The sequence below is a fragment of the Pseudoroseicyclus aestuarii genome (genome assembly GCF_003217255.1).
Classification (GTDB): Bacteria; Pseudomonadota; Alphaproteobacteria; order Rhodobacterales; family Rhodobacteraceae; genus Pseudoroseicyclus; species Pseudoroseicyclus aestuarii.
Window position 1 is genome coordinate 759,521 of record NZ_QJTE01000002.1, and the last position, 19,344, is coordinate 778,864.

A 19,344-nucleotide genomic window follows, 5' to 3' on the forward strand; every position below is an offset into this window, starting at 1 on the left:
GCGACGTTGAGAAATGACTAAGACGGCCCCGGGCGGGGCCGCAGATTGCGCGGGGCTAGAACAGCTCCGGCCGCGCCGGGCCCTGCGGGGGCGCGGCGCCGCGTTGCGCGGGATCGAGGGCGGCTCGCATCTCGCGTAGCCTCAGGCTTGAGAGGGCAGGACGCAGATCGAGCCTTTCGTCGCCCTCGAGCGCGCCGGACAGGCCGGCGAGAAAGGCCGCGAGATCGTCCATCGACTGCTGAACGAGGTCGATCGCCTGCAGCGTGCTGCCGTTGCCTCCCGTGGCCATGCGGCCAGCCTTCGGCACGGCCTCCGCCGCGGGCGGAAAGAGGCTTCCCTCGACCCCGTTTAGAAGCTGGCGCAGGCGCAGCGTCTCGCCTGCCGCGAGGCCGAGAACCTCTCGCAGCAGGGGCTCGTGTCCCGGACGCTCCGTCACAGCCGGCCCACGACCTGTTCGATGCTCTTCTTCATCGATTCTGTGGTGAAGGGCTTCTTGATCATGTTGTTCAGGCCGAGCGCCGCGGCCTTCTGGATCAGCTGCGGATTCGGACTTCCGGTGACCAGGATGAAGCCGATCTTGGCGGTCGACTTGTTCTCGCGCAGGGCCTTGAGCAGGCCCAGGCCGTCGAGACCCGGCATGTTGAGATCCGACAGGACTAGGTGCACGGGCTGCGCGGCCAGGGACTGGAACGCGGCCTTGCCGTCGTTCTCGGTCCTGATCTTCCACACGCCCATCTCTTCGAGGCAGTTGGTAACGATGCCGCGGCTGGTGGACATGTCGTCCACGACCATGACGGTGAGCGAGTCCTTGAGGCTCATCTTCGTGTCTCCTAGGAGCGGCGGGTGGTGGCGGCCCTCGGCGCGGCGGCCTTGGCTGCGGGGGAGGGGAAAGAGGGGATCGGCGGGCAGGCCGTCTCGTTGCGGCGGTAGGCCGTGACGCCGACCGAGGCGAAGAGCGTTTCCGCCGGCCCGGCGACCCTCTCGGAATGACCGATCATCAGATGTGCGCCGGGGGGCAGCAGGCTGGCGAAGCGATGCCAGAGCAGGGCCTGCGTCGCCTTGTCGAAATAGATCGCCACGTTACGGCAGAAGATCACGTCGAACTTGCCCGAGAAGGGCCAGGGCGAGATCAGGTTGAGCGTGCCGAAGCTGATGAGTGCGCGCAGCTCGGGGCGGATTTCCACCTCCTCGGCCGCGCCCGCGACCTTGGTCAGCATTGCGCTGCGCATCGCCTCGGGGATCGCCGCCACGTCCCGCTCGGCATAGCGCGCGGCCTTCGCCTTCTGCAGGATGACCGGGTCGATGTCGGTCGCCAGGATGCGAATGTCGAGCGAGGCTGCCTCCGGGCAGAGCTTGTGGAGGGTGGCCGCCATCGACCAGACCTCCTGCCCGCTGGAACAGGCCGAGGACCAGAGGCGCACGCGCCCGCCCGCCCGCGCCCGCTGGATCAGCGGCGGCAGGACCTCGTTCGCGAGCATGTCGAAGTGATGCTGCTCGCGGAAGAAGTTCGTGACGTTGGTGGTCAGCGCGCTGAGAAGGGCCGAGCGCTCCTCGCCCCCTCCGTCGCTTTCGAGAAACCGCAGGTAGCTGCCGAAATCCTTCATCGCGTTCTCGCGCAGCCGCTTGGACAGGCGCGAGTAGACCAGCGATTTCTTCGACGGCACGAGGTGCAGGCCGAATTCCTCCTGCGCGATCCGGGCGATGGCGTTGAAGTCCGCATCGTCGAAGGCGAAGTCGCCCGTGGGCGGCGGGGCCGCCGTGGTTTGCGCCGGGGCGGTCATGCCGCGGCTCCGGGGACGGGGGGCATCAGCGCCTCAATGTCGACGATGCGGGTCATGCCCTCGTCCTGGGCGATGAGGCCCGAGATGTAGCGGCGGCTTTCGTCCTGCGGCACCTGCGGCGTCTCGCGCCGCATGTCGGAGCTGGCGCTGATCACCTCCGAGACGGAATCGACCAGGAGGCCGATCACCCGCTCGCCGAGCGAGGTCATGATGATGACATGCCGCTCGGAGGCCTCGGTCTGCGGAAAGCCGAGGCGGCAGGCGAGATCGACGATGGGAATCACCGCCCCCCGCAGGTTGATGACGCCGAGCACGTAGTTCGGCGAATGCGGCAGCATGGTCACCGGGGCCCAGCGGCGAATCTCGCGGATCTGCGTGATCTGGATACAGAAATTCTGGCCGCCGGCCACGAAGCTGACGAACTCGACGGCGCCGGTGCTGGAGACGGCGGTGGCTTTGGGGTCGCTCATTCGAAAAGCTCCTCGGTCGGGCGTGCGTCGGACAGCCGGAAGGGTCCGGCCGATGCGGCGACGGCGTCTGTGTCGATGATCAGCGCGATCTTCCCATCGCCGAGGATGGTCGCGGCGGAGATGCCTTCGATCGCGCCGTAATTGCCCTGCAGGCTCTTGATCACGACCTGGCGCTGGTCCGAGATGTGATCGACCGCCAGGGCGACCTGTTCGTGCCCCTCGGTCTGGACCAGCAGAAGCACGAGATCACGCAGGTGCCGGTCCCGGCCGCAGTCATGGCCCAGGCTCACGGCCAGATCGATGATCGGCACGTAGGTGCCGCGGATCGACAGGACCTGGCCCGAGACTCCGACCTTGTGGATCTCTTCGGGGCGGGGGCGGATGGTCTCGAGCACCGAGGCGATCGGCACGACCATGGTCTGCGTGCCCACCGTCACCACCATCCCGTCGAGCACGGCAAGCGTGAGCGGCATCGCGCAGGAGAAGACAGACCCCTCGCCGGGCTTGGAGGCGATGGAGATGCGGCCCCCGAGCTGGTTGATCGCGGTCTTGACCACGTCCATCCCGACGCCGCGCCCGGACAGGTTCGTCACCTCGGCGGCGGTCGAGAAACCGGGGCGGAACAGCAGGTTGTCGATCTCGGTCTCGGTCAGCTCGGCATCGGCGGGGATCAGGTTCTTGTCGATCGCGATCTGCTTCACGCGCGGCCGGTTCACGCCAGCGCCGTCGTCGCCGATCTCGATCAGCACGTTGCCGGAGCGGTGAAAGGCGGCGAGCCTGACCGTGCCCACGGGATCCTTGCCGGCCTCGATCCGCTTCTGCGGCTTCTCGATGCCGTGGTCGATCGCGTTGCGGATCATATGGGTCAGCGGATCGCTGAGCCTTTCGATCAGGGTCTTGTCGACCTCCGTGTTCTCGCCCTCCGTCACCAGCCGCACCTCCTTGCCGGTGGCGTCCGAGGCCTCGCGGACGATGCGGCTCATGCGCTGGAACAGCGGCTTGACCGGCTGTGCCCGGATCGCCATCACGCCTTCCTGGATGTCGCGGGCGAGGATCTTGTAGTCGTCGAGATCGCCCATCAGGTCGGCGTTCGGCGGCAGGTCGGCTTCCTTGAGCCGCTGCGCGATCATCGCCTGGTTGATGATCAGCTCTCCGACCGTGTTGATCAGCCGGTCGACGCGGTCGAGGTCCACGCGCAGCGTCGCGCGCGGGCCCGAGGCGGCCTGCGGGGCCTTGCTCTCGGAGGATTTGCTGTCGGGCTTGGCGCTTTCAGCCGTGGCGGCCGGCGCGGGCGCGGAGGGAGGGGGCGCGGGGCTTTCGACCGGGGGCGCCTCGGGGGCTGACCCGGCGGCGACTGGACCCGGTGCCGCCTCCTCGGGCTGGGCGGCGGATGCCTCCGGCGCGTCGGAGTCGGCTTCGATCTGCAGGTCGCAGAGGCCCTCGACGAATTCGAAGACCGAGGCGATCTCGTCGGCATCGGCCGTGGTCGTCAGTTGCACGGTCCATGTCAGAGCGGGCTGGTCCCAGTCGGGACCGGCGGGATCGGGCAGGGCATCCCACCCAGCGGTCACCTCGATCTCGCCCATCTCCTTGAGGGCGCGGAGCAGGGCCAGGGGCTCGTGCCCATTGGCATAGAGGTCGGCCTTGGGCGCGAAGAGGATCCGGAAGCTGCCCTCCTTCGGCGCCTCGGGCGCATCGTCGAGGTCGATGGTGACGGCGGAGAAGACGAAATCCGTCTCTTCCTCCTCGTCCTCGACCTCGCCGAGAAAGGCCTCCAGCGTCTCGCAGGCCGCGGCGACGGCAGCCTCGTCGGCCTCTTCCTCGTCGCGGGCGGAGGCCACCAGATCGCCGAGCATGTCGCCCGACCGCTCCAGCACCTTCATCAGCTCGCCCTCGGCGGTCAGGAAGCCGGAGCGGACCTGGTCGAGAACCGTCTCGAAGGTATGGGCAAAGCTGACCAGAAGCTCGAGCTTGAAGGCACCGGCGCCGCCCTTGATGGAGTGGACGGCGCGGAAGACCGCATTCACGGTCTCGCCGTCGGCGGTGCCGTCGGACATGGCGGCGAGGCCCTCGGCCATGGCCTCGAGAAGGTCCTCGCATTCGTCGAAGAAGGTGTCGCGGATCGTGCTCATCGCCGTTCCTCCTCAGGCGCCGGTGACGCGGCGCAGCACCGAGATCAGGGACTGATCGTCGAAGGGCTTCACGATCCAGCCGGTGGCCCCGGATTCCCGCGCGCGGGTCTTGAGATCAGCGGCGCTTTCGGTGGTGAGGACGAGGATCGGGACCGTGCGATTGCGGCCGCCGCCGCGGATCGACTCGATCACGCCGAAGCCGTCCATGTTCGGCATGTTGATGTCGGTGATGACGACATCCGGGGAGCTGCCATTGAACCTGTCGACCCCGTCGACCCCGTCTTCCGCCGTCTCGACGGCGAAGCCGGCCCCTTCGAGGCACTGGCGCAGCAGCTCGCGGATGGTGCGGGAATCGTCGATGGCAAGAACGCTGATCGTCATTCCCTCAGGCTCCTTCGATGGGGAGGTGCTCGGTCAGGCCGAGATCGCGAATGCTGGCGATGAAGCCGTCCGAGGCGGCCTGGATCGCGAAATCATGGCCGCCGGCGCGGGCCTGTTCGGCGCCTGTCACCAGAAGCTGCGCGGCCAGCGCGCCGCAGCGATGCACGGCCGAGGCGTCGATTTGCGTGCCCTCTGCGGCGCCGCTGGCGGCCAGAAATTGCGCCAGGGCATTGCAGTCGTCATGGGACGGTACTGGGGGAAGCGCGAAGCTCCGTGCGTCGTCTGTCATGGGCGGCGATCCTGCACTCCGGGAAAGACGGTGCGGGCGGACTGGCCGCCAGCGCTTCGTCACGGGGTACGACGCAGGTCTCTAACACGAGGTAAATCGCCGCCCTTCTCGCCGGACGCGGAGGGCATAAAACGCAAACGACCGGCCGCGGGGGGCGGCCGGTCGTCGAAGATGCGGTCTAGGAGCGGTGGCTCAGGCGTGGATGGCGCCGTCACCGCAGGCGAGGGCGGCCTCGCGCACCGCCTCGGAATAGGTCGGGTGGGCGTGGCAGGTGCGGGCGAGATCCTCGGCCGCGGCGCCGAATTCCATCGCCACGCAGACCTCGTGGATCAGATCGCCGGCCATCGGGCCGATGATATGGGCGCCGAGGATGCGGTCCGTCTCCTTGTCGACGAGGATCTTCACGAAGCCCTCGGCTTGGAAATTGGCCTTGGCGCGCGCGTTGCCCATGAAGGGAAACTTGCCGACCTTGTAGGCGCGGCCCTGCTCCTTCAGCGTCTCCTCGCTGGCGCCGACCGAGGCGACCTCGGGGTGGGTATAGACCACCGCGGGAATCACCTCGTAGTTCACATGGCCCGCCTGGCCGGCGAGAATCTCGGCCACGGCAATACCCTCGTCCTCGGCCTTGTGCGCCAGCATCGGGCCGGGGACGGCATCGCCGATGGCATAGACCCCGGCGACACTGGTGGCGAAATGCGCATCGACCTCGATCTGGCCGCGGTCGGTCATCTTGACCCCGAGGTCCGCAAGGCCGAGGCCATCGGTGAAGGGGCGGCGGCCGGTAGAGACGAGGACGGCATCGGCCTCGATACTCGCCGTCTCACCATCCTTGCGCGCCTCGTAGGTGACAGTGGCGCGGCCATCCGCGAGTTCGACGCCCTGCACGGCGGCGCCAAGGACGAACTGGATGCCCTGCTTGGTCAGGATCTTCTGGAAATTGCGCGCCAGCTCGGCGTCGAGGCCGGGGGTGATATGATCGAGGTATTCGATCACCGTTACCTCGGACCCGAGACGGCGGTAGACGGAGCCAAGCTCGAGCCCGATCACCCCGGCGCCGATCACGACCATCTTCTCGGGGATCGACCCAAGCGTCAGCGCGCCGGTCGAGCTGACGACGGTTTTCTCGTCGATCTCCACGCCCTTGAGGCTGCTCGGCTCGGAGCCGGAGGCGATGACGATGTTCTTCGCCTCGTGCACCTCGTCGCCGACCTTGACCTTGCCGGCCTCGGGGATGGAGCCCCAGCCCTTGAGCCAGTCGATCTTGTTCTTCTTGAACAGGAATTCGACGCCGCCGGTGTTCTGGCCGATGCTCTCGTCCTTGTAGGACAGCATCTTCTGCCAATCGACCGAGGTCTCGGCGGTCAGGCCCATCTTGGCGAAGTTGTGCTGCGTCTCGGCCAGCATCTCGGTCGCATGCAGAAGCGCCTTGGAGGGGATGCAGCCGACGTTCAGGCAGGTGCCGCCCAGCGTCTCTCGCCCTTCGACGACGGCGGTCTTGAGGCCCAGCTGCGCGGCCTTGATGGCGCAGACGTAGCCGCCGGGGCCGGCGCCGATGACGATGAGGTCGTAGGAAGCCATGGGGAAAACTCCTGTCAGAGAAGGGCGAGGATGATCATCAGGACGGTAGCGAGCCAGCCGACGCCCCAGATCAGCGATCGCCAGGGCACCCAGCCAAAGTAATAGGCGGGCATGTAGAGGATGCGCGCGCCGAGGTAGACCCAGGCCAGCGCGGCGGTGAGACCCATCGTCTTGTCCGACAGCACGAGCGCGACGACGGCGATGGTGAAGAGGATCAGCCCCTCGAAGTGGTTGTTCAGCGCCCGGAACAGCCGTCCGGTGCCGACGCTGGCCTGCTCCTCCAGCGGCTTGCCAAGCCGCTGCGGGTCGCGCGGCGAGAGGGTCTTGGCCGGCCCCAGCTCGCGGTTCGCGGCGACCGAGACGAGCACGTATTGCACCGCCTGCAGCAGCCCGGCGAGGGCCAGGACCTGGACCTCGGGGATCATGCGGTGCGCAGGAAGGTGGCGGTCATCGCGCCGCCGAAGCCGCGCTCCTTCGACAGCCAGGCTTCCGCCTTCTTGCGATCATTGGCGTCCAGCAGCACCAGCACGGTGGAGCCCTTGTCGGCATCGCGCCAGATCTGCATCTGGCTGAGCCCGGCCTGCATCCGGTCCTCGTAGTCGTCGTCCCAGGCGGTCTTCCAGGCGTCGAAGTCCGGGGTGTCGATCTGGATCAGGATTTGCATGGCGTCTCTCCGGATGGTGCAAAGCGGTCAGGCACCCTACGGCCGGACAGGGCGTCCGGTTCCGCAGGATGCCTGTCCGGCAGGCGCCCTTACAGGTCCATCAGCAGCCGGCGCGGGTCCTCGAGCGCCTCTTTCACGCGCACGAGGAAGGTCACGGCGCCCTTGCCGTCGACGATGCGGTGATCGTAGCTGAGCGCGAGGTACATCATCGGCCGGATCACGATCTGGCCGCCGACGACCATCGGACGCTCCTGGATCTTGTGCATGCCAAGAATGCCCGACTGCGGCGGGTTCAGGATGGGCGAGGACATCAGGCTGCCGTAGACGCCGCCGTTCGAGATGGTGAAGCTGCCGCCCTGCATGTCCTTCATGCTGAGCTTGCCGTCGCGGGCCTTCTTGCCCATTTCGGCGATCGATTTCTCGATCTCGGCAAAGCCCATGAGATCCGCGCGGCGGAGCACCGGCACAACAAGGCCGTTTGGCGTGCCGACCGCGACGCCCATGTTGACGTAGTTCTTGTAGATGACGCTGTCGCCGTCGATCTCGGCGTTGACGTCCGGCACCTCGTTCAGCGCGTGAATGCAGGCCTTGGTGAAGAAGGACATGAAGCCCAGCTTCACGCCGTGCTTCTTCTCGAAGAGGTCCTTGTATTCCTTCCGCAGGTCCATGACCGCGGTCATGTCCACCTCGTTGTAGGTGGTCAGCATGGCGGCGGTGTTCTGCGCCTCCTTGAGGCGGCGGGCGATGGTCTGGCGCAGGCGGGTCATCTTCACCCGCTCCTCGAGGTCGGCCTCCTCGGCGGCGACGGGCGCGCGCGGGGCGGACTTCGTTGCGGGGGCCTCCTTGGGCGTGTTCAGCGCCTTGAGGACATCCTCCTTCATCACCCGGCCATCCTTGCCGGTGCCGGTGACGTCGCCGTCCTTGAGGTCGTTCTCGGCCATCATCTTCTTGGCCGAGGGCGCGTCCTCGCCGGACTTCTCGCCCTGCTTCTGCTCTGCCGGGGCCTCCTCGGTCTCGGTCATCTCGCCCTTGTCCTTGGGCGCCTCCTCGGAGGGGGCCTTGGCCTCGGTCGCGGGCTCGGCGGCGCCTTCGGAGATCTGCGCCAGAAGCGCGTCGACGCCGACGGTCTCGCCCTCGTTCGCGACGATCTCGCTCAGGGTGCCGGCGGCGGGGGCGGGCACCTCGACGGTGACCTTGTCGGTCTCGAGCTCGCAGAGCATCTCGTCGACCGCAACCTTGTCACCGGGCTTCTTGAACCAGGTGGCGACGGTGGCTTCGCTGACGCTTTCGCCCAGGGTGGGAACGCGGACTTCGGTCATCTCAGTTTCCTTCGATCTTCAGGGCGTCGGCGACAAGCTGCTGCTGCTGCGCCTTGTGCTGGCTGGCAAGGCCCGTGGCGGGCGAGGCGGCGGCCGGGCGGCCGGCGTAGTCGGGGCGGCTGCTGCGGGCGTCGATGCGCGTCAGCACCCATTCAAGGTTGGGCTCGATGAAGCTCCAGGCCCCCATGTTCTTGGGCTCTTCCTGGCACCAGACCATCTCTGCGCCCTTGAACCGCTCCAGCTCCTTCACGAGGCTCATCGCCGGGAAGGGGTAGAACTGCTCGATCCGCAGCAGGTAGACATCGTCCGCCCCGGCCTCGTCCCGCGCCTCGAGCAGGTCGTAGTAGACCTTGCCCGAGCACATGACGACGCGGCGGATCTGGTCGTCCGGCTTCAGCGTCAGATCCGAATGGCCCTGCTCGGCATCGTCCCAGAGCACCCGGTGGAATGAGCTTCCGGTGGTGAAATCCTCGACATCCGAGATCGCCATCTTGTGCCGCAGCAGCGACTTCGGCGTCATCATCACCAGCGGCTTGCGGAAATCGCGGTGCAGCTGGCGGCGCAGGATGTGGAAGTAGTTCGCCGGGGTCGAGCAGTTGGCGATGATCCAGTTGTCCTGGGCGCACATCTGCAGGAACCGCTCGAGCCGGGCGGAGGAGTGCTCGGGGCCCTGACCCTCGTAGCCATGCGGCAGCAGCATCACGAGGCCGGACATCCGCAGCCACTTCGCCTCGCCAGAGGAGATGAACTGGTCGAACATGATCTGCGCGCCGTTGGCGAAGTCACCGAACTGCGCCTCCCACATCACCAGCGCGTTGGGTTCGGCCAGCGAGTAGCCGTATTCGAAGCCGAGCACCGCGTATTCCGAGAGCATCGAGTCGATGGCCTCGTAGCGCGACTGCCCCTCGCGGATGGCGTTGAGCGGGTAGAACCGCTCTTCGGTCTCCTGGTCGACGAGGGCGGAGTGCCGCTGGCTGAAGGTGCCGCGGATTGAATCCTGGCCCGACAGCCGCACCGGGTAGCCCTCGGTCAGCAGGCTGCCGAAGGCCAGCGCCTCGGCCGTGGCCCAGTCGAAGCCCTTGCCCGTCTCGAACATCGTCTTCTTGGTATCGAGAAGGCGGCCCACCGTGCGGTGCAGGTTGAAACCCTCGGGCGCGGTGGTCAGCGCACGACCGACCTCTTCGAGCGTCTCGGGGGCGATGGCGGTCTGGCCGCGCTGGTAGCTTTCGTGATCGCGCCGCTCGAGGTGGCTCCAGCGGCCGTCGAGCCAGTCGGCCTTGTTCGGCTTGTAGGTCTTCCCGGCCTCGAACTCGTCGTTGAGCTTGGCCTGGAAGCTGGCCTTCATGTCCTCGATCTCGCCCTCGGGGATCAGCCCGTCGGCGACCAGACGGTCGGTATAGAGGGTCAGCGTCGTCTTCTGCTTCTTGATGTGCTTGTACATCACCGGGTTGGTGAACATGGGCTCGTCGCCCTCGTTGTGACCGAACCGGCGGTAGCAGAAGATGTCGATCACGACGTCCTTGTGGAACTTCTGCCGGAACTCGGTCGCCACCTTGGCGGCATGCACCACGGCCTCGGGATCGTCGCCGTTGACGTGGAAGATCGGCGCCTCGACCATCAGGGCGATGTCGGTGGGGTAGGGCGAGCTGCGCGAGAAGCTGGGCGCGGTGGTGAAGCCGATCTGGTTGTTCACCACGATATGGATCGTGCCGCCGGTGCGGTGCCCGGTCAGCCCCGACAGGCCAAAGCATTCGGCCACGACGCCCTGACCGGCGAAGGCCGCGTCGCCGTGCAGCAGCACGGGAATGACGCTGGTGCGGTCGCTGTCGCCGCGCTGGAACTGCTTCGCCCGCGCCTTGCCCAGCACCACCGGATCGACGGCCTCGAGGTGGCTGGGGTTCGCCGTCAGCGACAGGTGGACGATGTTGTCGTCGAACTGCCGGTCGGAGCTGGCGCCGAGGTGGTACTTCACGTCGCCGGAGCCGTCGACATCCTCGGGCTTGAAGCTGCCGCCCTGGAATTCGTTGAAGATGGCGCGGTAGGGCTTCTGCATGACGTTGGCCAGCACCGACAGGCGCCCGCGGTGCGGCATGCCGATCACGACCTCCTTGCCGCCCAGGGCGCCGCCGCGCTTGACGATCTGCTCCATCGCCGGGATCAGGCTCTCGCCGCCGTCGAGGCCGAAGCGCTTGGTGCCCATGTACTTGACGTGCAGGAACTTCTCGAAGCCTTCGGCCTCGACCAGCTTGTTCAGGATGGCGCGGCGGCCCTCGGTGGTGAAGGCGATCTCCTTGCCGTAGCCCTCGATCCGCTCCTTCAGCCATGCGGCCTGCTCGGGGTCCGAGATGTGCATGTACTGCAGCGCGAAGGTGCCGCAGTAGGTCCGCTTCACCATGGCGAGGATCTCGCGCATCGAGGCAATCTCGAGGCCGAGGACATTGTCGATGAAGATCGGGCGGTCCATGTCCGCCTCTTCGAACCCGTAGGAGGCGGGGTCGAGCTCGGGCTGGTCGACATCCGCGTTGCGCATGCCCAGCGGGTCGAGGTTCGCGGCGAGGTGGCCGCGGATGCGGTAGGCGCGGATGATCATCAGCGCGCGCAGGCTGTCGACGACGGCGGCGCGGACCTTCTCCTCGCTCAGCGCGGCGCCGATCTGCGCGGCCTTGTCGCGGATCTTGCCTTCCAGCTCCTTGCCGCCCTTGCCCTTCTCGGGGGCGGCGACGGCGGGCCACTGCCCGTCGAGCGCGGCGATCAGCTCGTCCGAGGGGGTCGGCGGCCAGTCGGCGCGGCCCCAGGAGGGACCATCGGCCTCGGCCTCGGCCTCCTGCGCGCCGTCGCCCAGCCCTTCGAAGAAGGCGCGCCATTCGGCGTCGACGCTGCCGGGATCGCGGGCGTAACGGGCATGAAGCTGCTCGATATACTCCGCGTTGGTGCCCTGCAGGAAGCTCGAGGCATGGAAGACGTCGTTGGGGCTTTGCTCGGTCATGGCAGGATCCTCGATCCTTCGGGGCACTGACGGGATAGGGTCGGTCTTATAGATAGGGGCTTGCGGCCCCGAATGCAGGTGGGGGCCGAAGCCCCCGCCCGCGTCTTGGATCAGCCGATGGCCTTGAGCACGGCCTCGCCCAGGCTGGCCGGGCTGTCGGCGACGACGATGCCGGCGCTGCGCATGGCTTCGATCTTGCTCTCGGCGTCGCCCTGGCCGCCCGAGACGATCGCCCCGGCATGGCCCATGCGGCGGCCCGGAGGCGCGGTACGCCCGGCGATGAAGCCGGCGCAGGGCTTGGAGCGGCCCTTCTTCGCCTCGTCCTTGAGGAACTGGGCGGCCTCTTCCTCGGCGGTGCCGCCGATTTCGCCGATCATGATCATGCTCTGCGTCTCGGGGTCGGCGAGGAACATCTCGAGCACCTCGATATGCTCGGTGCCCTTGATCGGGTCGCCGCCGATGCCGACGGCCGTGGACTGGCCGAGACCGGAATCGGAGGTCTGCTTGACCGCCTCGTAGGTCAGCGTGCCCGAACGGGACACGACGCCGACGGAGCCGCGCTTGTGGATATGGCCGGGCATGATGCCGATCTTGCAGGCGCCGGGGGTGATCACGCCGGGGCAGTTCGGCCCGATCAGCCGGGTCTTCGACCCTTCGAGCGCGCGCTTGACCTTCATCATGTCGAGCACCGGGATGCCCTCGGTGATGCAGATCACCAGCTCGATCTCGGCGTCGATCGCCTCGAGGATCGAATCGGCGGCGAAGGGCGGCGGGACGTAGATGACGGAGGCATTGGCGCCGGTCGTCGCGACCGCCTCGTGGCAGCTGTCGAAGACCGGCAGGTCAAGGTGCGTCTGCCCGCCCTTGCCGGGCGTGACGCCGCCGACCATCTGCGTGCCGTAGGCAATCGCCTGTTCGGAGTGGAAGGTGCCCTGAGAGCCGGTGAAGCCCTGGCAGATCACCTTGGTGTTTTCGTCGACGAGAATGGCCATCGATGGGTCCTTGTCGTTAAGGTCGGTGGACCGCCGGGGCGGTCCGGTGCCGGCTGGGCCGGCGGAATGAATGCCTCAGCCCTTCACGGCCTTGACGATCTTCTCGGCGGCATCCGACAGGTCGTCGGCGGCGATGACGTCGAGGCCGGAGGTGTTGATGATCTCCTTGCCCTTCTCGACGTTCGTCCCCTCGAGGCGGACGACCAGCGGCACCTGCAGGCCGACTTCCTTGACCGCGGCGACCACGCCCTCGGCGATGACGTCGCAGCGCATGATCCCGCCGAAGATGTTGACGAGGATGCCTTTGACGTTCTTGTCCGAGGTGATGATCTTGAAGGCCTCGGTCACCTTCTCCTTGGTGGCGCCGCCGCCGACATCGAGGAAGTTCGCGGGCTCGGCGCCCTTGAGCTTGATGATGTCCATCGTCGCCATGGCAAGGCCCGCGCCGTTGACCATGCAGCCGATCTCGCCGTCGAGGGCGATGTAGTTCAGGTCGTACTTGCTGGCCTGAAGCTCTTTCGCGTCCTCTTCCGTCTCGTCTCGCAAGGCGGCGACGTCGTGCTGGCGATAAAGGGCGTTGTCGTCGAAGCCGACCTTGGCATCGAGGACCTTCAGATCGCCCTTGTCGGTCACGATCAGCGGGTTGATCTCGAGCATCTCCATGTCGCGCTCGATGAAGGCGCGGTAGAGGTTGCCCAGAAGGGCGACCATCTGCTTGACCTGCTGGCCCTTGAGGCCAAGCGAGAAGGCGACGCGGCGGCCGTGGTAGGGCTGGTACCCGGCGGCGGGATCGATGCTGAACGACAGGATGCGCTCGGGCGTGGAGGCGGCGACCTCCTCGATGTCCATGCCGCCCTCGGTCGAGGAGACGATCGAGATGCGGCTGCTGGCGCGATCGACGAGCAGCGCGAGGTACATCTCGGTCTCGATGTCCGAGCCGTCCTCGATGTAGATGCGGTTGACCATCTTGCCCTCGGGCCCGGTCTGATGCGTGACCAGCGTGCGGCCAAGCATCTTGCGGGCCTCGGTCTCGGCCTCTTCGACCGACTTGGCCAGTCGGACGCCGCCCTTCTCGCCGGCATCGGCCTCCTTGAAGTGGCCCTTGCCGCGGCCACCGGCGTGGATCTGCGCCTTGACCACCCAGAGCGGTCCGTCGAGCTCGCCCGCCGCGGTCTTGGCCTCTTCCGCCCGCGTCACCGCGCGCCCGTCGCTGACCGGTGCGCCGTAGCTGCGCAGAAGCGCCTTGGCCTGGTATTCGTGAATGTTCATCGTCGTCCCCGCTGGTCGAGTCCTTTGTGGCACCAAACCATAGCTGTGGCGCGGGCTGAACCACGAAGAACAGCGAATGCGCGGAAAACCGACATTTGTGATCACACCATTTCGCGGTGTGATCACAGTTGCACTATGCTTGGAGAAGGCCGGACGCGGCGCGGCACATCAGCGCGCGATGTCCTCGTCCTCGATGACCATGTTGGCCCAGGCCCGGTCCACGAGATCCGGCGTCATCCGGTAAGGCAGCCCCTCGAAATCGCAGATCGCCTTGATCTGATCGACCAGGAAGATGGGCTGGTAATTGGCATAGGCATTGCCGATCGCGGGATACTTGCAGCGCAGCAGGTGCAGCAGGCTCGGCTCGTCGAGCGTCATGCCGGCCCTCTTTCCGGCGAGCGTGAAGATCTTCAGCAGGTCCTGCTGGCTGGGGCCGCCGATCCTGATCTTGAAGAAGATGCGCCGCAGCGCGGCCTGATCGAAGAGCGCGTTCGGGTGGAAGTTGGTCGAGAAGATCACCAGCGTGTCGAAGGGCACCTCGATCTTCTCGCCCGATTGCAGGGTCAGGATGTCCTTGTTCTCTTCCAGCGGCACGATCCAGCGGTTGATCAGCGCTTGCGGCGGCTCTGCCTGCCGGCCGAGGTCGTCGACGATGAAGATCCCGCCGGTGGCCTTCATCTGCAGGGAGGCCTGATAGGTTCGCGCCGCGGAATTATGCACCAGATCGAGCATGTCGAGCGACAGCTCGCCCCCGGTGGTCACTGCCGGGCGCCTGCACAGGACGTAGCGGGCATCGAAGCGCACGCTCTGCCGCAGCGCCCCCGGGCTTTCCTCCAGCGCCTCGACGGGGCTGTGTACGGTGGGGTCGAAGACGGCGATCACCTGACCGTTGTGGGCGACGGCGCGCGGCACGTAGATCTCGTCCCCCAGCGCCCGGCGGATCGCCTGGGCGATGGTGCTCTTGCCGTTGCCGGGCGGGCCGTACATCAGGATCGACCGTCCCGCGCCGACCGCCGGGCCCAGCCGGTCGAGCAGCGCATCCGGGACAATCATGTCGCCCATGGCCCGGCTCAGCGCCGCGCGCGTGACGCGGTTGCCGCGGATCGACTGCCGCCGCACCTGCGCGGCATAAGCCTCCATCGGGACGGGCAGGGCGCCGTAATACTCGGACTGCGCCAGCGCATCGAGGGCCCGGGCCTTCCCGGCCTCGGTCAGCTGGTAGGGCATTTCGCCCCGGCTCTCGCCGGCGGTCTGCAGGCCCATGGCCTCGATCAGCCGCTGGGCGCGGCACAGGTCGACAAGCTCCTGCGTGACGGCGATCGGCAGGCACAGGGCGCGGGCCAGATCCGATACCAGCGAGAGCGTGCCGCGGAACATCGTCTTCAGCAGGATGTCGCGGATCATCACCGTCGGCAGCTGCACCGCCTCGAGAGAGCGGGGCACGAGGGGGGCTTCGATCTCTGCTGGCATCGGTACTTTAGGCCTCGGGTGGAAGAACAAGTGCCCGATCTGCAAGGCAATTATGGCGACAGGGTGGACATTGCGCGCCCGGCGTCAGCCGCGCCGCGGCGTCAATCGCCCATGGCGACCAGCAGCAGGTAGAGGGCCAGCGTCAGCGCCAGCGGGACGCCCAGCGGAAAGCGGTTGCCAACGCTCCAACTGCGCCAGCCGGGGACGAGGCGGCGCAGCGGGGTGCGCCCGGCGATCCGGTGCAGCGCCCAGCACAGCAGCATCGTGCCCGACAGAAGCAGGCAGACCAGCGGCCAGTCGCCCCACCAGACAAAGGGCGCGGCGGCGGCGAGGAACTTGGCGTCGCCGGCGCCCATCTGTCCCGTAGCGTAAAGGCCCAGGGACAGCAGCAGCGTCACGGGCAGGTTGATCCAGCGCCAGGCCCAGACATCGGGGGGCAGCAGCACCAGCCCCAGGCAAAGGTAGATCAGGACCAGCGCCGCGACGGCGGCATTCGGGATCAGCATGAAGGCAAGGTCGGACCAGGCCACCCAGAGGCAAATGGGCAGCACGGCCAGCAGCAAAAGCGTCGCATCCGCCGCCGTCATCGCCTAGAGCGCCGCCGCGCCGCCCTGCAGCGCGTCGAGCGCACGGGCGGCTTCCTCGAAGTGGCGCGGATGCGTGGTCACCGCATCCTCCAGCAGGCTGCGCCCGATGGAGACGTCGCCCTGCTTGATCGCCGTCAGCGCCAGCGTGTAGAGCAGCTGCGCCCGCTCGGTCTGCGACATGGGGATTACGGGCAGGTCGTATTGCCGCTGCGCCCCGCGCGCCAGGACGAGGTTGTTCTTGGCGGTAAACAGGCCCGGCTCGTGCCGCAGCGCCTCGGTGAACAGGCGCTGGGCATCGCCGTAGGCGCCGCGCGTCAGCTTCGAATAACCCCAGTTGTTCAGCACGCTGGCGGGGGTGGTCGTCAGGCCGGCCGCCACCTCGTAGAAGCTGTCGGCCCGCGCCCAGTCCGAATTCGCATCGGCGACGATCGCCTCGAGGCGGTAGCGCTCGTAGGTCTCGTAGGTGGGGGGGATGGCGTTCAGCACCGCCTCGGCCTGGGTCCAGGAATTCGTGCGGATCAGCGCACCGGCCAGCGCGACGCGATCCTCGTCGGTGGCCTCGGGGCGGGCGGTGATCCCCTGCCAGATGCCGACGGCCTCGGCCGGGCGGCCGGCGCGGATCAGCGCCTTGCCCAGCCCGCGCTGCAGGTCGATCCGGTCCGGGGCCCCGGCGGTGGCGCGCTGGAAATAGGCAACGGCATCGGCGGGATCGCTGGCGCCCAGCATCACCTCGTTCAGCCCGCTCTCGTCGATGACGTTCAACTCTCCCAGCGCGGCCTCGACCTGGCGGTCGGGCGAACGGGAGCAGGCCCCGAGCCCCAGGGCCAAGGCGAGGCAGAGCGGGAGGGCGAAGGGATGGCGCATCGGACGCGTCCTCGTCTGCTCGAATCGCTAGAGCGGCTCCGGGACATCCTCTGCGCCCCGGCGCACCAGCCGGAACTCTTCGGCTCCGTTGGTGTCAGCGTAGCCGGGATCGTCGAGCTTGGCGAGGGCCAGCCGCAGGTTGTCGCGGATGGTTTCGCTGCCGCCATCAGCGGCGGCGAAGGCGCGGCGGAAGACCTCGTAGGCCTCGGGCACCGCGCCGCGCTCCATCAGCAGCACCCCGAGGTTGTTCCAGGCCTCGTCATAGGCGGGATCGGCCTCCACCGCGCGTCGCAGGTGGCTTTCGGCCTGACCCAGGCGCCCCAGCCGCAGGTTGGCCGAGCCGAGCGCCGCCTCGATCTCTGCGCTCATCCCCTGCTGCGCGCCGGCCCGGCCATAGGCGCGCAGCGCCAGCTCGTATTCGCCGGCGGCCATCAGGCGATGGCCAACCGTCAGGTCATCCGCCGGCGCCGCGCCGCGGGCGCCCCGCGGCGCGTAACCCGGCGCGTAGATGCCCCCCGCGGCGCGGCCGAGCCCCTCTTCGCGCTGGCCGCATCCGACCAGGAAGAGCAGGCAAAGGGCAAGCGAAAGGGCGATGCGCATGGCCCCCTAAGGCGCCGCGCCGTCGCCCAGCGTCAAGTAGATATCGTAGATCGAGGGGCCGATCAGGATGATCAGCAGCGGCGGCAGCGTCAGCATCATCGTCGCCAGCGTCATCTTGGTGGGCAGGGTATTGGCCTTCTCCTCGGCCCGCATGACCCTCTTGTCGCGCATCTCGGCGGAGAAGACGCGCAGCGCCTCGGCGATGGAGGTGCCGAATTGCGAGGACTGGATCAGCACCGTCACGAAGCTCGAGATATCGGGCACGCCGCAGCGCTCGGCCATGTCGCGCAGCACCAGCGTCTTGTCCTTGCCGGCACGCATCTCGTAGGCGACCATCTCGTATTCCTCGGCAAGCGCGGGAAAGCCGCTGCGCATCTCGCGTGCGACGCGGATGATCGCCTGGTCGAGGCTTTGCCCGGCCTCGACGCAGACCAGCAGCATGTCGAGGCTGTCGGGAAAGGCGTTGACGATGGCCGCCTGCCGTTCGGCGCGGCGGCGCATGATCCAGTATCTCGGCAGCAGGTAGCCGACCGCGCCGGGGATCAGCACGGTCATGATCGTGGACTGCAGCGTGGTATCGGAGGCCGCGCTCTGGATCAGCGCGTAGCCGGCCCCGATGGTCAGCGCGGTGATGCCCAGGACGAACTGGCAGCCGTGGAAGATGCGGACCGCGTTGCGGCCGCTGTAGCCGGCCTGAAGCATCTGCAGCCGTGCGGCGGTGTATTCCTCTTCGTCCTTGGGCTCGAGAAAGGTCGCGAACCTTTCGAGGTGCATGGTCTGGGTGGGGCGGCGCAGCTCCTTGGCCTCGGCGTCGGAACGGGCGTCCTCCTGCTGGCGCGCCTGCTCCTTGAGCTTGTCGAGCGGATCCTTGCGCTTGATCAGGAGCGGCGGCAGCGTGACGCAGATCAGCAGCAGGCCGATCCCGCCGATCGCCAGCAGCGGGCCGAAGGGGCCGAACAGGTCGACAAGGCGGGCTTCGATGTTCTGGATCATGCCGGCTCAGACCTTGATGTTCACGAGGGCGCGCATCACGACGAGGTTCGAGACGAGGAAGACCACGACCACGATACAGGCGGGAACGAAGATCGAGGTGCCCATCACCGCGTCGTAGTACCCCGGCTGGGCCACGTTGATGCCGATGAGCGCGACGATCGGAAAGGCCGAGAGGAAGGCGCCGGAGAACTTGGCCTCCGAGGTGATGGCCCTGACCCGGCGGAACAGGCGGAAGCGGGCGCGGATCACCCGGGCCAGCCCGTCCAGGATCTCGGCCAGGTTGCCGCCGGACTGCTGCTGGATGGTGACCGCGACGGCGAGGAACCGCAGGTCCTGCAGCTCGAGCCGTTCGGCCAGCGCCTTGAGCGATTCGGACAGATCGCGCCCGTAGGCGGCCTCGTCCGAGATCACGCCCATCTCGGTGCCCAGCGGATCGGCGACCTCGCGCGCGACGATGGCGACCGCGGAGGACAGCGGGTGGCCGACGCGCAGCGAGCGGACCATCAGCTCCACCCCCTCGGGCAGCTGCTCCTCGAGCAGCGCGAGGCGTTTCTTGGCCTTGTTGTCGATCCAGACGTAGACGCCGCCGACGCCAAGGGCGATGGCGGCGAAGATGCGTATCGGCAGCGTCGCCTGCGTCGCCGCGGAAAGCGCGAGAAAGCCCAGCAGGCTGACGCCGGCCATGACCATGACCAGCTGGCGCGGCGAGAAGGCGATGTTCGCCTTCTGCGCCTTCGTCGACAGGAGCGAGTAGAGCGGGATCGAGCGCGCCTTGAGGTGCTGCGACATCTCCTTGCGCAGCTGATCGAGGACCTCTTCGCGCGGGCCGCCCTTCTCCAGCAGGGCCAGCCGCCGGTTGACGCGGTTGTTCAGGCTGATCGAGCGCCCGAAGATCGTCAGGTAAAGCCCTTCGACGATGACCAGGACGGCCAGGAAGACGAGACCGTAGATGAGAAGCTCGAGGGACAT

Annotated in this window: 20 protein-coding genes; all 20 read right to left on the minus strand. The window is 67.5% G+C overall.

Annotated elements, in window-relative coordinates; genetic code table 11:
* Positions 1-55: 55 nt before the first annotated feature.
* The 20 genes from DFP88_RS08495 to DFP88_RS08590 all read right to left on the minus strand — a co-directional run bounded on the left by DFP88_RS08495 (position 56) and on the right by DFP88_RS08590 (position 19,344).
* Complete coding sequence (locus DFP88_RS08495; RefSeq protein ID WP_110813989.1) at positions 56-436, minus strand: hypothetical protein; 381 nt, start codon at positions 434-436, stop codon at positions 56-58.
* A complete protein-coding gene (locus DFP88_RS08500) occupies positions 433-819 on the minus strand; it encodes a response regulator (protein WP_110813990.1) in 387 nt (128 codons plus the stop codon). Before DFP88_RS08500 ends, DFP88_RS08495 begins: the two co-directional genes overlap by 4 nt.
* An 11-nt stretch (positions 820-830) precedes the next feature.
* Positions 831-1,781, minus strand: a complete 951-nt coding sequence (locus DFP88_RS08505; RefSeq protein WP_110813991.1) for a CheR family methyltransferase — start codon at positions 1,779-1,781, stop codon at positions 831-833.
* On the minus strand, positions 1,778-2,251 hold the full coding sequence (locus tag DFP88_RS08510; protein WP_110813992.1) for a chemotaxis protein CheW: 474 nt from the start codon (positions 2,249-2,251) through the stop codon (positions 1,778-1,780). Before DFP88_RS08510 ends, DFP88_RS08505 begins: the two co-directional genes overlap by 4 nt.
* Complete coding sequence (locus tag DFP88_RS08515; protein ID WP_110813993.1) at positions 2,248-4,383, minus strand: chemotaxis protein CheA; 2,136 nt, start codon at positions 4,381-4,383, stop codon at positions 2,248-2,250. Before DFP88_RS08515 ends, DFP88_RS08510 begins: the two co-directional genes overlap by 4 nt.
* Positions 4,384-4,395: 12 nt before the next feature.
* Entirely contained in the window at positions 4,396-4,764 is a 369-nt protein-coding gene (locus tag DFP88_RS08520) for a response regulator (protein ID WP_110813994.1), read from the minus strand.
* Positions 4,765-4,768: 4 nt separating this feature from the next.
* Positions 4,769-5,053 (minus strand): STAS domain-containing protein, encoded by a 285-nt coding sequence (locus DFP88_RS08525; RefSeq protein ID WP_110813995.1) that lies wholly within the window; start codon positions 5,051-5,053, stop codon positions 4,769-4,771.
* A gap of 192 nt (positions 5,054-5,245) precedes the next feature.
* The gene (gene lpdA, locus DFP88_RS08530) at positions 5,246-6,631 is read right to left on the minus strand and encodes a dihydrolipoyl dehydrogenase (protein WP_110813996.1); all 1,386 of its coding nucleotides are present in this window, start codon (positions 6,629-6,631) and stop codon (positions 5,246-5,248) included.
* Positions 6,632-6,645: 14 nt separating this feature from the next.
* Positions 6,646-7,056, minus strand: a complete 411-nt coding sequence (locus DFP88_RS08535) for an MAPEG family protein (RefSeq protein ID WP_110813997.1) — start codon at positions 7,054-7,056, stop codon at positions 6,646-6,648.
* The gene (locus DFP88_RS08540) at positions 7,053-7,295 is read right to left on the minus strand and encodes a hypothetical protein (RefSeq protein WP_110813998.1); all 243 of its coding nucleotides are present in this window, start codon (positions 7,293-7,295) and stop codon (positions 7,053-7,055) included. Before DFP88_RS08540 ends, DFP88_RS08535 begins: the two co-directional genes overlap by 4 nt.
* A gap of 89 nt (positions 7,296-7,384) precedes the next feature.
* Entirely contained in the window at positions 7,385-8,614 is a 1,230-nt protein-coding gene (gene odhB / locus DFP88_RS08545; RefSeq protein ID WP_110813999.1) for a 2-oxoglutarate dehydrogenase complex dihydrolipoyllysine-residue succinyltransferase, read from the minus strand.
* A gap of 1 nt (position 8,615) precedes the next feature.
* Positions 8,616-11,600: a 2-oxoglutarate dehydrogenase E1 component gene (locus DFP88_RS08550; protein WP_110814000.1), complete on the minus strand. Its 2,985-nt coding sequence runs from the start codon at positions 11,598-11,600 to the stop codon at positions 8,616-8,618.
* A 110-nt stretch (positions 11,601-11,710) separates the two neighbouring features.
* Complete coding sequence (gene sucD, locus DFP88_RS08555) at positions 11,711-12,592, minus strand: succinate--CoA ligase subunit alpha (protein WP_110814001.1); 882 nt, start codon at positions 12,590-12,592, stop codon at positions 11,711-11,713.
* 75 nt (positions 12,593-12,667) lie between these two features.
* Positions 12,668-13,861: an ADP-forming succinate--CoA ligase subunit beta gene (sucC, locus tag DFP88_RS08560; RefSeq protein WP_110814002.1), complete on the minus strand. Its 1,194-nt coding sequence runs from the start codon at positions 13,859-13,861 to the stop codon at positions 12,668-12,670.
* 168 nt (positions 13,862-14,029) lie between these two features.
* Positions 14,030-15,331, minus strand: a complete 1,302-nt coding sequence (locus DFP88_RS08565; RefSeq protein WP_110814003.1) for an ATPase — start codon at positions 15,329-15,331, stop codon at positions 14,030-14,032.
* 101 nt (positions 15,332-15,432) lie between these two features.
* Entirely contained in the window at positions 15,433-15,918 is a 486-nt protein-coding gene (locus DFP88_RS08570) for a prepilin peptidase (protein WP_110814004.1), read from the minus strand.
* Between the two features lie 3 nt (positions 15,919-15,921).
* Entirely contained in the window at positions 15,922-16,782 is an 861-nt protein-coding gene (locus DFP88_RS08575; protein ID WP_110814005.1) for a tetratricopeptide repeat protein, read from the minus strand.
* 27 nt (positions 16,783-16,809) lie between these two features.
* The gene (locus DFP88_RS08580) at positions 16,810-17,382 is read right to left on the minus strand and encodes a tetratricopeptide repeat protein (RefSeq protein ID WP_110814006.1); all 573 of its coding nucleotides are present in this window, start codon (positions 17,380-17,382) and stop codon (positions 16,810-16,812) included.
* Between the two features lie 6 nt (positions 17,383-17,388).
* Positions 17,389-18,375, minus strand: a complete 987-nt coding sequence (locus DFP88_RS08585) for a type II secretion system F family protein (RefSeq protein WP_110814007.1) — start codon at positions 18,373-18,375, stop codon at positions 17,389-17,391.
* 6 nt (positions 18,376-18,381) lie between these two features.
* Positions 18,382-19,344 carry a type II secretion system F family protein gene (locus DFP88_RS08590; RefSeq protein ID WP_110814008.1) on the minus strand — a complete coding sequence of 321 codons (963 nt, stop codon included), beginning with the start codon at positions 19,342-19,344 and terminating at the stop codon, positions 18,382-18,384.

Coding starts and splice junctions, on each gene's coding strand:
- DFP88_RS08500 (WP_110813990.1), bottom strand. CDS start 819: ATGAGCCTCAAGGACTCGCTCACCGTCATGGTCGTGGACGACATGTCC.
- DFP88_RS08520 (WP_110813994.1), bottom strand. CDS start 4,764: ATGACGATCAGCGTTCTTGCCATCGACGATTCCCGCACCATCCGCGAG.
- DFP88_RS08580 (WP_110814006.1), bottom strand. CDS start 17,382: ATGCGCATCGCCCTTTCGCTTGCCCTTTGCCTGCTCTTCCTGGTCGGA.
- sucC (WP_110814002.1), bottom strand. CDS start 13,861: ATGAACATTCACGAATACCAGGCCAAGGCGCTTCTGCGCAGCTACGGC.
- odhB (WP_110813999.1), bottom strand. CDS start 8,614: ATGACCGAAGTCCGCGTTCCCACCCTGGGCGAAAGCGTCAGCGAAGCC.
- DFP88_RS08585 (WP_110814007.1), bottom strand. CDS start 18,375: ATGATCCAGAACATCGAAGCCCGCCTTGTCGACCTGTTCGGCCCCTTC.
- DFP88_RS08550 (WP_110814000.1), bottom strand. CDS start 11,600: ATGACCGAGCAAAGCCCCAACGACGTCTTCCATGCCTCGAGCTTCCTG.
- DFP88_RS08575 (WP_110814005.1), bottom strand. CDS start 16,782: ATGCGCCATCCCTTCGCCCTCCCGCTCTGCCTCGCCTTGGCCCTGGGG.
- DFP88_RS08540 (WP_110813998.1), bottom strand. CDS start 7,295: ATGCAAATCCTGATCCAGATCGACACCCCGGACTTCGACGCCTGGAAG.
- DFP88_RS08510 (WP_110813992.1), bottom strand. CDS start 2,251: ATGAGCGACCCCAAAGCCACCGCCGTCTCCAGCACCGGCGCCGTCGAG.
- DFP88_RS08505 (WP_110813991.1), bottom strand. CDS start 1,781: ATGACCGCCCCGGCGCAAACCACGGCGGCCCCGCCGCCCACGGGCGAC.
- sucD (WP_110814001.1), bottom strand. CDS start 12,592: ATGGCCATTCTCGTCGACGAAAACACCAAGGTGATCTGCCAGGGCTTC.
- DFP88_RS08565 (WP_110814003.1), bottom strand. CDS start 15,331: ATGCCAGCAGAGATCGAAGCCCCCCTCGTGCCCCGCTCTCTCGAGGCG.
- DFP88_RS08570 (WP_110814004.1), bottom strand. CDS start 15,918: ATGACGGCGGCGGATGCGACGCTTTTGCTGCTGGCCGTGCTGCCCATT.
- DFP88_RS08525 (WP_110813995.1), bottom strand. CDS start 5,053: ATGACAGACGACGCACGGAGCTTCGCGCTTCCCCCAGTACCGTCCCAT.
- lpdA (WP_110813996.1), bottom strand. CDS start 6,631: ATGGCTTCCTACGACCTCATCGTCATCGGCGCCGGCCCCGGCGGCTAC.
- DFP88_RS08515 (WP_110813993.1), bottom strand. CDS start 4,383: ATGAGCACGATCCGCGACACCTTCTTCGACGAATGCGAGGACCTTCTC.
- DFP88_RS08535 (WP_110813997.1), bottom strand. CDS start 7,056: ATGATCCCCGAGGTCCAGGTCCTGGCCCTCGCCGGGCTGCTGCAGGCG.
- DFP88_RS08590 (WP_110814008.1), bottom strand. CDS start 19,344: ATGTCCCTCGAGCTTCTCATCTACGGTCTCGTCTTCCTGGCCGTCCTG.